The following is a 12,235-nucleotide window of genomic DNA, read 5'->3' on the forward strand; positions in this document are numbered from 1 at the left end:
ATGAAACGCATTGAAGCAGTAAATGATTTTGTTATTAAATTTGCCAATGTAAATGGCAGCGGCTCCGCCAGTGCGAACAATATGTTTGCAAAGTCTTTATTTCGGATGGGGTTACCGATAAGCGCTAAGAATATTTTTCCCTCTAATATTCAGGGTTTACCGACGTGGTATGAAGTGCGGGTAAATGAAAAAGGCTATCTGGGTCGACGCGGCGGTGTCGACATGATGGTGTGCATGAATCCGCAGAGTATGGTGCGCGACATCCAAGAAGTGGAGCCGGGTGGTTACTTTTTATATGACTCTAGTAAACCCTTAGATTTACGTTTAATGCGCAGCGATATTCATTTCATTGGCGTACCGTTAAAAGATTTATGTCAGCGCGAATACAGTGATGCACGACAGCAGCAACTATTTCGTAATATTATTTACGTTGGCGCATTATCGGCCTTGCTAGATATTGAATTCGACGTGCTAACCGGCTTGGTGTCAGACCAGTTTCGCGGCAAAGAAAAATTGATAACGCCAAATGTACGAGCTTTGGAAATTGGTTATCACTATGCTGCTGAACATTACCATTGCCCAATAAGTATTCGTGTTGAACGTTGCGACGCGGTGGGCGATCAGATCTTGATTGATGGCAATACTGCCGCCTCGCTTGGTGCAATTTACGGCGGTGCTACGGTAGCGGCATGGTATCCCATTACGCCCTCTACCTCAGTGGTAGACGGCTTCGATAAATACTGTAAGCGCCTGCGTATCGATCCCGGCAGCGGTAATAAAAATTATGCCATTGTGCAGGCCGAAGACGAGTTGGCGGCAATCGGCATGGTAATTGGCGCTAGCTGGAATGGTGCCCGCGCTTTTACGGCAACCAGCGGCCCCGGTATTTCCCTGATGAGTGAATTTTTAGGGCTAGCTTATTTTGCTGAAATTCCCACTGTCCTCATCGACGTCCAGCGCGCCGGCCCATCTACCGGTATGCCGACCCGTACCCAGCAGTCTGATGTGCTCGCCTGTGCTTATGCCTCGCATGGCGACACCAAGCACGTCTTGCTATTCCCAGCAACACCGCGCGAATGCTTTGAAATGACGGCCGAGGCCTTCGATTTGGCGGAAACCCTGCAAACGCCTGTCATTATGTTAAGTGATCTCGATCTTGGCATGAACGACACCATGTCTCCGCCTCTGGTATGGGACGATGAGCGCGAATATCAACGAGGCAAGGTATTTAACGAAAAGCAGCTGGAGGCGATGAGCGACCGCTTTGGTCGCTATCTCGATATTGATGACGACGGCATTCCCTACCGTACTTACCCCGGCACGCACCCCAATAAGGGCGCGTTTTTTACCCGTGGCACCTCGCGAGATGAGTACGCGGTGTACACCGAAGACGGTGATGTCTACGAAAAGAATATGCAGCGGCTGCTGAAAAAATGGGACACAGCCAAAAACCTTGTTCCTATGCCGGAGTTGGTCGGCGCGGCGAAGGGCGGGGCTAAAGTGGGTGTAATTCATTTTGGCAGCAGTCGCCATGCCACCCTTGAAGCGGTAGATTCCTTAGCCGCTCTTGGAATTGCGGTTGATACTCTACGTATAAGGGGCTTCCCCTTCCACAAATCTGTCGACGCCTTTATTGATCAACACGATACGATGTTTGTGGTGGAGCAGAACCGAGATGCACAGATGCGGACACTGCTGGTAAATGAATGCTTGGTGTCGCCACGAGATTTAATTTCGATTTTAAATTATAACGGCACGCCGATTTCTGCGCGTAAGATCTTCGATGAAATTATGATAGTTTTACGGGGCGATAATGTGCGATCACTGCATAAGGTAAAAATCGTCAAGGAGTCTGTTTAATGACTTATATTCGGCCTGCATTTCGGCATCCAGAGCTACCACGCAATGGTCTTGGCTTTACCCGCAAAGACTATGAAGGTGCAATATCAACCCTTTGCGCGGGTTGCGGCCACGACTCGATTAGCGCCGCTATCGTGCAAGCCTGTTTTGAGTTATCTATTGCCCCCCACAAAGTGGCCAAGTTATCGGGTATTGGCTGCTCGTCGAAAACACCAACTTACTTTCTTGATAATTCCCATGGCTTTAATTCAGTACATGGCCGTATGCCGTCGGTGGCAACGGGGGCTAATCTTGCCAATCGCGATCTGATTTATGTGGGTGTGTCTGGCGATGGCGATACTGCCTCAATCGGCATGGGGCAGTTTACCCATGTTGTGCGTCGCAATTTAAATATGATGTACGTCGTTGAAAATAATGGCTGCTACGGTTTAACTAAAGGGCAAGATTCGGCGACCGCCGATATTGGTTCCGCTAGTAAAAAAGGTGAGCCCAATCCCTTTGAGCCTATCGACTTGGCGAGCATTGCCCTTCAGCTCGGTGCAACGTTTGTGGCGCGAAGTTTCTCTGGAGATCGAGAGCAGTTGGTGCCGCTCATTAAAGCAGCTATCAGTCATCGTGGATTCGCCTTTATCGATGTGATCTCGCCCTGCGTGACCTTTAACAATAATCCTAAATCTACCAAGGGTTATGACTATGTTCGCGATCATCTTGAGGCCACCGGCACAGTTGACTATGTTCCTTTTAAACACGAGATTTCAACGGCGTATGAACAGGGCCAATCTAAAGAAGTCACCTTACATGATGGCTCGATGGTACATCTTCATAAAGCCGACCCTGAATTAAATTTAGCCAGCCGCCGCTCTGCCTTGCGCCTGATTAAAGACTATAAGGCCAAAGACCAAATTCTTACCGGCTTATTGTTTATGGATGAAGACTCTCAAGACCTGCACGAAATCTTGGGCACCAGCAAAACTCCACTGCGTGACTTGGGAGCTGCTGAGCTGTGTCCGGGGCAGAAAGTGCTGGATAAATTGAATGAGAGTTTACGCTAATATTAGTCCGGATCGCGGAACAAACGACTCCTCTGATGCTCGCTTTTAGTGTTCCGACTTTGACGTTCAGCGAAGACAGTTTTTAGTGCGAGGTAGTAGTATTTACTGAAAATTGAGTATAGGGTTTTTTTCTCCAGTAACTTAAACCATATGGTGGTAGCGACTTATGACCGAATCAGATCATGTCGATCTCGAACAATTCATGGACGGTGTTATACGCCGCAACCCCGGCGAACTAGAGTTTCATCAGGCGGTGTACGATGTCGCGAGCGATATCTTTGAGTATATGGAAGATAAAACCGTATACCATGAGGCGCAAATTCTACGTCGCTTAGCGGAGCCTGACCGAGTAATATCGTTTCGAGTATGTTGGCAGGATGATCTTGGCAATGTCCGCGTTCAGCGTGGCTACCGGGTTCAGAATAGTAACGCGATTGGCCCCTATAAAGGCGGCCTCCGATTTCATAAAAGCGTAAATCAAAGTATTTTGAAATTTCTTGCTTTTGAGCAAACCTTTAAAAATAGCCTTACCGGACTGCCTATGGGTGGTGGCAAGGGGGGGAGTGATTTTAACCCCAAAGGTAAGTCCGATAATGAAATAATGCGTTTCTGCCAATCCTTTATGACCGAGCTTTATCGCCACGTTGGCGAGGTCACTGATGTGCCAGCCGGTGATATTGGTGTTGGAGCTAAAGAGATTGGGTATATGTTTGGGCAGTATAAACGGATTACCAACCGCTACGTCGGAGTGCTTACTGGTAAAGGTTTAAGTTGGGGGGGAAGCCTCGTCCGTACCGAAGCGACGGGTTACGGGCTGATTTATTTTGTTGAAAATATGCTTGAGCATCGTGACGATACGTTTAAAAATAAAACGATTTGTGTGTCCGGCGCCGGCAATGTTGCTCTTCATGCTGCTGAGAAAGCCATTAGTCTTAGTGCCAAGGTGATAACGCTGTCAGATTCTAGTGGATTCATCCACGACCCAGAGGGATTTGATCAAAACAAAATCGATTGGTTAAAAGAACATAAATCCAACCAGCAAGGCAGCATTGGCGAATACGTAAAACAATTTCCTAAAGCGACCTTCCATCAAGATGAAAAGCCCTGGCATACTCCCTGTGATATTGCGCTACCTTGCGCCACCCAAAATGAGATTGACCAGGAAGACGCCCTAGCGCTAATTAATAATGGTGTCATGCTCGTTGCTGAGGGGGCCAATATGCCCTGTACCTCTGAGGCTGTGCACACCTTTCGCGAAGCTCGTATTGGCTTTGGTCCGGCCAAAGCGGCCAACGCCGGTGGGGTTGCTGTGTCTGGCTTAGAAATGAGCCAAAACAGCGCGCGGATGTCGTGGGAAGAAGATAAATTACACGAGCTGTTGCGCGACATAATGAAGGATATCCATGAGCGCTGCCGCTCCCACGGTCTTCTCGCTGATGGCTATGTCGACTATGCCAAAGGGGCGAATATTGCGGGCTTTAAAAAAGTTGCCGATGCCATGCTTGCGTTTGGTATTGTATGAGTTGCGGCGAATACTGGCGGTATTTGCCTACTTGCTTAGTTTTTAAGAAGGGGCCGAGATTGCCATATAGAGGGATTCAGGCAGCGAGACTTTAATATTGATCGACACAATAAATTCTAGTTTTGGATGTGTAAAAGCTTTCGATCTCGCGACCGAAAGCTTTTTGCTATGTGCTTAGTTTTAAAAAATCGCATTTTGCAGTAACAGTATTACTGTCCGCAGGCGTAGTTTTAAATCTTATCGTGTCAGTAGGCGACGAAGGCGTCCTTTGCTAGATTTTTCCTCTTCCTGCAGCAGTAATAGTGACTCGACCATTGTATTAATACTACCTGCGACTTGCGCACGTAAATCAACCATCGTAGCTTTGCTTAGGATTTCACCCTTATATAGGCTTAAATCTAATGGCTCTCCAAACTGCAGGTAGCATTTTTGGGGTTTGGGAATAAGGGTGCCGAACAAGCCCATAGGAATAGGTCCTATCAAGTCTGTACGGGTGTTTTCATTAATAATGCCGAGTCGCGTTAGCGTGCGGCCAACTAGTGTCTGTGGTAAATCCTCACCTTCTATCATGTGTTTGTAAAAATCTTCTGGACCAACAATCGCCGTCGGTACAATGGTGTAGCCATGTTTAGCGGCAAGCTTTATAAAGCCGTAACGCTCCTTCCACAGCAGTTGGTATTTTTTATCAGCTGATTTGGTGGCCTCGTGAGCGCCACCTGGAAAAACCAGCAAGTCACTGCCGTTTTCCATTAGGGCGGAGCATACCTCGGGATGGCCAATGACTGCCCCTTGGTCTAACAGTAACTGCTCGTTAACCGAATTCCACATGAATTTATCGCTAAGCGGTCGCAGAAAACGGCCTTGCTCAGCTAACATTGGCAGTCCGATAATAGGGCCGTCAACTGCGTACATGGCGTGGTTTGCAACAAATAAGCAAGGCTTAGACGGAATGTTTTCTACATTAATCAGTTCCGGCTGAAAAATGCGCTTGATTATCTTATAAGCAACATTCCGGATTTTAGAATTCGGTGGCGAAACCCGCATAGCCTTTTTTATATAGCGGACTAAGTGTTCGCCGCTGTAGGGTTCAGCATTTTTATCGGTAAAAGCCATGATTGATCCTATGGTATTGCCTCAGCTAGACCTTGTTGCACGGCAGTGGGCGAATAGTCATGTTGTACGTTGTTAGGATTCAGGCATTTTAGGGTGTGGTGGTCATACAATACCACCTTTCTTTGTGATGGTTTTTTTACTACCTAGCTATTCAGTCCAACGGCGCGCGTGCATTATTGGCTCTGTTTGTTATGCTTAAAGGTGCTGTTGCACCGCATTTATCTCTTTATATCATTGAGTATCAACAAATATAGGGTAGTTCAGATTATCCGAAGAGATTGAAAGTTGGTGACATTACGCAGTTAAGCCAAATGACAGTCGCTGCCGATATTGCTAACTCGATGTCTTTGCATCTACCCTATGATTAAGCTTTGAGTCGATTTGGCACGAGGCTGGGGATTCCTGTAATACGCGGAAAAACCCCAACAGCGGATGTGGCTGATAGGTGTTTTAAAGTTGGAAGTTGCTACTATAATAAGATCGAGATAAAAGTCCGAGGACTAATTATCGTTACTATTTACCCATGAAGTTACTAATGTGGGGAAGCTTATATTGTGTTTTGAACTCATCGTTAGCAAAAGTTCGTCAGACTTTTTCTTAGCGCTGGCACTCTACCTATAATAAAAATGGAAAGTCTGTGTCACCCGTTTGGTCAAGCCGGGTTCCCCCTAAACTAAGTTAAAGGCTTGATGGTTTTAAATAGAGGCTTAACTCTGGTGGTGGGTTCCGAGGAATCGGGAAAATCTACTACCATGGCATCGATGCTAGATGACAGAAATCAACAGACCTCGGGTCATATATTGTGTATCGAGGTGGCTGATATGATTATTATCGGGTAAATTTATGATCAACAGACTATTCTGTAGGCCATTATCTACGCAGAAACGGAGCATTTATGTTTGGCGGACTGTTATGCAAATAACGCTGATCAGGCGCACCATACCGCTGTAAAATTTTTTCCGGATACTGCGAACAAACAATGGTTTATAGATTTAGCTTTAAACGTAAAAGTGGTCATTAGTATGTTGCTGCTAGCGGGTGTTAGCGGGTGTTTGCGAGTGTTAGCGAGGTTCTAAGCTTCGCTGTGGAGGGGCTGTTGCCATTAGCCTAGACCTCGGCGCTGATCGAGAACGGTGAAATCGATTGGATTAAGGGCACCATGTAAAAGAGTCAGAGCATGGGTATGGCAGCCATTGATTACGCTCTATTCTCACTTTATAAGCAAGGCTTGATCTCTCGAGACCATGCCTCTAAACATGTAGATTCCGAGCACAATATAATGGTAAAAATACCTTTAGTTGGCGAGGTGTCGGACACTAAATTTAATATGGAGGATGGCGAGGCATGACAGTGGTAATTAGGGCAGATGCCGTTATGACTAAGCCGGTCGTTACCATTACGGCGGATGACAGGCTAAGCAAAGTTAGCCGCATTTTCAGAGAAAAAAAATTACATCACCTTTTGGTCGTAGACGGTAAAGAGTTTGTCGGTATTGTTTCTGACCGCGATTTTTTCAGATCCATCGGTCCTAGGGCTGAGTTGCCTGTGGCGACGGAGGCTGAGGCAGCCTCCTTGAATAAACGCGTGCATCAAGTGATGTCACGGCATCCAATTTGTGTCCGTGAGAATCAAAGCGTCGATGACGTAATGGACTTGTTTATTAAACATGAAATTTCTTGCGTACCAGTGATAGATGTAGAGGGCTTTCCAATAGGTATTATCAGTTGGCGAGATATCATAAAACTACTTCATAGTCGCTCGAAGACGTCGCCGTCAAGCACTTAAGGGTTTCTGATGGGAAGTAGCTGACCTAGGCTGTTATCCCAGTTCGCCCCCAATTCTAGTTTTATATCCTTGGCGGTAATGGCTTCACCACATTCAGGGCAGCTGGTGATGGGGTGTATTTGATGGCCGCAGGATTTGTGGACGTGCAAGATTGGCGCACCGCGCTCATCACTCATGTATCGGTCCCCCCAGCTCACTAAGCCGAGAATAACCGAGTGCAACTCCAAGCCTTTTTCGCTTAGACGGTATTCCTCGCGCAGCGGGCGCTGCTGATAGGGAGATTTATAAAGTACTCCATAGCTGAGCAATTTCTTGAGCCTGTCAGCAAGGATGTGACGGGTAATGCCAAGCCGCTTTTCAAAGACGTCAAAGCGCCTGACGCCAAGAAAGCAGTCTCTGAGTATCAGTAAGGTCCAACGATCACCCACCACGGCAAGGGTGCGTGCAAGTGAACATGGCTCTTGGTCAAGGTCTTCCCACCGCATAGCGCAATCCAATTCCTATTTAATAAGCAGTCTAGAATAAATTGACAAGTTCCAAAAAGGAACTTATGTTTTAGGTCTATCTAAAATAGGCCTTATGGGGATGTATGACAATAATCAAAAATTCAGCCCCGGTTGCTGTGGTGATAGGTGCGGGTGATGCCACTGGCGGTGCGTGTGCTAGACGGTTTGCCCGTGAGGGCTTTACGGTCGTTGCCACCCGAAGAAATGCAGATGCGTTGCAAGCTTTGCTTAAAGATATTGAATCTGAAGGTGGTGTCGCTCACGCGATGGCGTGTGACGCACGGCAAGAAGAGGCAATGGTCGATCTCTTTAAGGGTATAGAGCGTGATATTGGCTGTGTTGAGGTTGTGGTTTTCAATATCGGCGGTAATGTTTACTTTCCCATTATCGAGACTACGGCGCAGGTCTATAGAAAGGTCTGGGAAATGTCAGCGTTCGCGGGATTTTTGACCGGTCGCGAGGCTGCCAAGGCGATGTTACCAAGGAAAAAAGGCACGATTATTTTCACTGGTGCAACCGCGTCTCTGCGCGGCGCTAGTGGCTTTAGTGCCTTTGCCAGTGCCAAGTTTGCTCTGCGCGCCTTGGCGCAAAGTATGGCTCGTGAACTTGGTCCACAGGGTATTCATGTTGCACATTCTATTATTGACGGTGCTATTGATACCGCATTTATACGCGAGATCTTCCCCGATAAATACGCAACCAAATCCGAGGGTGGGATTATAGATCCTGAACATATTGCCGAGCAGTATTGGCAAATTCATTGTCAGGCAAGAGATTGCTGGAGTCATGAGTTTGATCTACGTCCTTGGATGGAAACGTTTTGAGAGAGTTAACATAATGAGTAAATTGATAGAGTTCTATTTTGATGTGGGTAGTCCGGCAAGCTACTTGGCATGGACGCAATTACCGAGTTTGGCTGATCGTAATCATGCGGAGATAGTGTATAAGCCAATGCTACTCGGCGGGGTATTCAAGGCGACGGGCAATCAATCTCCGGCGGCAATTCCTGCCAAGGGACGGTATATGCTGATTGACTTGCGACGTGCCGCCGCGGTCTACGCTGTAGCAATGAATTTTAATCCGTATTTTCCTGTCAATACCTTGATGTTGATGCGCGGCGCAGTGGGGTATTTAGACACGCCGAGATTCCATGACTACTTAAGCGCGATTTTTACTGCGCTGTGGGTAAATGAAAAGAACATGGCTGACCCCGCGGTGGTAAGTGCGGTTTTGTCTGAGGCTGGCTTTGATCCTGCTGAGGTGGTTGCGCTATGTGACGACGATGCGGTCAAAGATCGCTTGAAAGCAATTACCAACGAGGCGATATCTCGCCATGTGTTTGGCGCGCCAACGTGCTTTGTTGATGATGAGATGTTCTTTGGCCAAGACCGTTTGGATTTTCTGGAGCGCGCTCTGGGCTAAGGGCTCGCTATAAAAACAGTCGGCCAATTAGGGTAGAAACCGCTGTTTCTGTTTTTAGAATGCGGGGGCCAAGACTAAAACTTTGCAGTCCTGCGGCGATGAGTTTCTCGCATTCATAGGGAATGAAACCGCCTTCAGGACCAACGGCGAGCAGGCAAGCTTGGCTTACTGAATGCGGTGGTCCTTGGTCGGCATAAGGGTGCGCTAATAAACCTATTTTATTTTTTAATAGGTTTGGCAAGTGGTCTTCAACAAAGGGCTTAAAGCGAGTGGCTCTTTGCAATATTGGCAAATGGGTATCACCCGCCTGCTCAATGCCTTCCAACATGGCTTTATGGAGTGTCTCGTCGCTTACCAGGGGGCTCTGCCAGTAACTTTTATCGACGCGATAGCTATTTAGGAGAATGATCTCCGCCGCGCCCAACTCTGTGGCGGCGCGAATTATCCGTCTTGCCATTTTGGGGCGGGGCAGTGCCAGTAACAGTGTGAGCGGCAGTTTTGGCGGCGGCGGGGTATGCAGTTCAAACTCAAGACTCACGCTGATATTGTTAATTGCCGTGATACTGGCGGTGCCAATAAGCCCATTGAGAAGGCCCACCTTTAGAGTGTCGCCGATTGATGCGCGCAACACCTCGCTAATATGTTGCGCGCGCTGGTCGCTCAGCGTGACATGATTAATATCGCCAGGGTGACTGCCTAAATCATCAGGCTGCAGCAGCAGCAGGTTCATTAGGCGGGTTCAGCCCAGAGATCATAGTCGTCTGAATCAATGATATTGACGACCAAGGCGTCACCGGGGTTTACGTCGGTGAATCCGTCTAAGTAAACCTTGCCGTCAATTTCGGGGGCGTCGGCGACGCTGCGACCAATGGCGCCTTCTTCATCGACGGAGTCGATTAAAATTTCTTGTTGGCTGCCAATCTTGGCACGCAGACGCTTGGCTGAAATTTCTTGGGCGACCACCATAAAGCGCTGCCAGCGCTCATTTTTAACCTCGTCGGGCACTTGATCCTCAAGCTCGTTCGCCGTTGCGCCTTCGACCGGTGAGTATTCAAAACAGCCGACACGATCAAGCTGCGCTTCTTGCAACCAGTCCAGCAATATTTGGAAATCTTCTTCGGTTTCGCCGGGGAAGCCGACGATAAAGGTTGAGCGAATGACTAAATCCGGACAGATTTCACGCCATTTTTTAATGCGCTCCAAGGTTTTTTCTTGGTGAGCGGGGCGTTTCATCGCCTTTAATATTTTGTGGCTGGCGTGCTGAAAGGGAATGTCTAAATAAGGCAAAATTTTGCCTTCAGCCATTAAAGGAATAACATTGTCTACGTGTGGGTAGGGATAAACGTAGTGCAGACGTACCCACACGCCCATTTCTCCCAGCGCTTCGCAGAGCTCCAGCATACGAGTTTTAATCGGGCGGCCATCCCAAAAATCGAGCTTGTACTTGGTATCTAAACCATAGGCGCTGGTGTCTTGTGACACCACTAAAATTTCGCGAACACCGGCGTTGACCAAACGTTTGGCTTCTTCTAATACGCTGCCAATCGGACGGCTGACTAAATCACCCCGCATTGAGGGGATAATGCAGAAGCTACAGCGATGGTTGCAGCCTTCGGATATTTTTAAATAGGCGTAATGACGTGGCGTTAATTTAACGCCCTGAGGGGGTACTAGATCAATAAAGGGGTCATGCTGCTTATTTGCTGGCGCCCATTCGTGGACTGCGCCGACGACTTCTTCGTATGCTGCTGGGCCGCTCACGGCGAGAACATTGGGATGAACAGCGCGAATTTTTGCGTCATCCCCCATGCAGCCGGTGACGATTACTTTACCGTTTGCTTTTAAGGCCTCACCAATGGCGTCAAGCGACTCTTGCTTTGCGCTATCAATAAAGCCACAGGTGTTGACAACGACAACGTCGGCATCGTCATAGTTTGGCACAATATCGTAGCCGTCAATGCGCAATTGGGTGAGAATGCGCTCAGAATCGACTAATGCTTTTGGGCAACCCAAACTCACGAATCCAACCCGTTTTCTTGTTTCTGTTGTTGTCATAGCGTGTTCTTACCTTGCGGGTTGTGGTGAGGGTGAGAAAGCGCGCAATTTTAGCACGCCAGCCCCCCCAGCCATATATGACTGGCACTTGTTTCTGCTACGCATACCGTTAATAGTGCTGAATGAAGGCGCTATTGGGGCTGTAGCGAGGTCATAAAGGCTGGTGCATCGATCTAAAACCAGCTTAATTGTTAATTGCCTAGGCTGAAATTCTTGTTCTAATTAACGTATAGCTACTTTGCAGCCTTTGGGTCTACCCCCATAGTAAGCCCTTGCTTATCTTCGTATGCGCTGCCTACACCCCGGCTATGCGGGAACTAGAGCGGTTTGTGACGGTCAATCGCGGAGCCTGAGAAAGGCTGCTGGAGAGTGTACGACTCCGGCGATAAAGTTAGTGAAAAAGCAGAAACTTACCCACCATGTCCATGAATATGTGCACGATCCTGCCAGTGCACCCTGTAGACTGGAAGCGGCAGAGAAGCTCGGAATCGCCCCTCAACAGGTGTTTAAAACTCTAGTAATCACTTTGGATGCTAAGGGCTTTGGCTGTCGCGGTATTACCTGTTTTTGAGCAACTAAGTATGAAGCAGGCCGCTAAAGCGCTGGATGTAAAAAACGGCGATGGCCCCCTAAGTAGATGTTGAGAGAAGTACTGGCTATGTACTCGGTGGCGTTAGTCCCTTGGGGCAGAAGAAATTATTAGCGACGGTAATTGATGAGTCTGGGTTGCAGTTTTCTACCGTCTCTATCAGTGCTGGTCGTCGAGGCTTAAAATTAGAGCTCATTAACGCGGGGCGTATTTGCCAAAGTCGTTTAAAAAGTAAGCGACCAAACCATGGCCGATATTACAGAATGAATAGGGAAAGGCGCTATGACTGGTTCTAATAACTCAACGGCGAATGCGCTGATATTGGGTGTGT

12 protein-coding genes are annotated in these 12,235 nt (G+C 47.8%); 8 read left to right on the forward strand and 4 right to left on the reverse strand.

The annotated features are described in order from the left end of the window. The 3 genes from ACI955_RS13300 to gdhA all read left to right on the forward strand — a co-directional run bounded on the left by ACI955_RS13300 (position 1) and on the right by gdhA (position 4,434). Positions 1-1,860: a 2-oxoacid:acceptor oxidoreductase subunit alpha gene (locus ACI955_RS13300; RefSeq protein WP_415244228.1), complete on the forward strand. Its 1,860-nt coding sequence runs from the start codon at positions 1-3 to the stop codon at positions 1,858-1,860. Next, positions 1,860-2,912: a 2-oxoacid:ferredoxin oxidoreductase subunit beta gene (locus ACI955_RS13305; protein WP_415244229.1), complete on the forward strand. Its 1,053-nt coding sequence runs from the start codon at positions 1,860-1,862 to the stop codon at positions 2,910-2,912. The genes ACI955_RS13300 and ACI955_RS13305 overlap by 1 nt, the downstream gene beginning before the upstream one ends. A gap of 166 nt (positions 2,913-3,078) precedes the next feature. Continuing rightward, positions 3,079-4,434, forward strand: coding sequence for an NADP-specific glutamate dehydrogenase (gdhA, locus tag ACI955_RS13310; protein WP_415244230.1), 1,356 nt, complete (start codon positions 3,079-3,081; stop codon positions 4,432-4,434). A gap of 237 nt (positions 4,435-4,671) precedes the next feature. Here gdhA and ACI955_RS13315 read toward each other — a convergent pair whose 3' ends face one another. Beyond that, positions 4,672-5,547, reverse strand: a complete 876-nt coding sequence (locus tag ACI955_RS13315) for a lysophospholipid acyltransferase family protein (protein ID WP_415244231.1) — start codon at positions 5,545-5,547, stop codon at positions 4,672-4,674. Positions 5,548-6,891: 1,344 nt separating this feature from the next. Here ACI955_RS13315 and ACI955_RS13320 point away from each other — a divergent pair. Next, positions 6,892-7,332: a CBS domain-containing protein gene (locus ACI955_RS13320; RefSeq protein WP_415244232.1), complete on the forward strand. Its 441-nt coding sequence runs from the start codon at positions 6,892-6,894 to the stop codon at positions 7,330-7,332. Here ACI955_RS13320 and ACI955_RS13325 read toward each other — a convergent pair. Further along, positions 7,329-7,817 (reverse strand): winged helix-turn-helix transcriptional regulator, encoded by a 489-nt coding sequence (locus tag ACI955_RS13325; RefSeq protein WP_415244233.1) that lies wholly within the window; start codon positions 7,815-7,817, stop codon positions 7,329-7,331. The two genes, ACI955_RS13320 and ACI955_RS13325, sit on opposite strands and share 4 nt — an antisense overlap. Before the next feature lie 104 nt (positions 7,818-7,921). On the opposite strand from ACI955_RS13325, the gene ACI955_RS13330 reads away from it, so the two are divergent. Then, positions 7,922-8,662 (forward strand): SDR family oxidoreductase, encoded by a 741-nt coding sequence (locus ACI955_RS13330; RefSeq protein ID WP_415244234.1) that lies wholly within the window; start codon positions 7,922-7,924, stop codon positions 8,660-8,662. A 13-nt stretch (positions 8,663-8,675) separates the two neighbouring features. Further along, the gene (locus ACI955_RS13335; protein ID WP_415244235.1) at positions 8,676-9,260 is read left to right on the forward strand and encodes a 2-hydroxychromene-2-carboxylate isomerase; all 585 of its coding nucleotides are present in this window, start codon (positions 8,676-8,678) and stop codon (positions 9,258-9,260) included. Between the two features lie 7 nt (positions 9,261-9,267). Here the strand turns inward: ACI955_RS13335 and ACI955_RS13340 are convergent, their stop codons facing one another. Then, positions 9,268-9,990 carry a 16S rRNA (uracil(1498)-N(3))-methyltransferase gene (locus ACI955_RS13340; RefSeq protein WP_415244236.1) on the reverse strand — a complete coding sequence of 241 codons (723 nt, stop codon included), beginning with the start codon at positions 9,988-9,990 and terminating at the stop codon, positions 9,268-9,270. Then, positions 9,990-11,315, reverse strand: a complete 1,326-nt coding sequence (gene rimO, locus ACI955_RS13345; protein WP_415244237.1) for a 30S ribosomal protein S12 methylthiotransferase RimO — start codon at positions 11,313-11,315, stop codon at positions 9,990-9,992. The genes ACI955_RS13340 and rimO overlap by 1 nt, the downstream gene beginning before the upstream one ends. A 394-nt stretch (positions 11,316-11,709) precedes the next feature. Here rimO and ACI955_RS13350 point away from each other — a divergent pair, with 394 nt between their 5' ends. Beyond that, positions 11,710-11,886, forward strand: coding sequence for a hypothetical protein (locus ACI955_RS13350; protein ID WP_415244238.1), 177 nt, complete (start codon positions 11,710-11,712; stop codon positions 11,884-11,886). Positions 11,887-11,996: 110 nt separating this feature from the next. Next, entirely contained in the window at positions 11,997-12,200 is a 204-nt protein-coding gene (locus ACI955_RS13355) for a hypothetical protein (RefSeq protein ID WP_415244239.1), read from the forward strand. Positions 12,201-12,235 lie beyond the last annotated feature (35 nt).

This window comes from Zhongshania sp., assembly GCF_047636175.1.
Lineage (GTDB): Bacteria > Pseudomonadota > Gammaproteobacteria > Pseudomonadales > Spongiibacteraceae > Spongiibacter.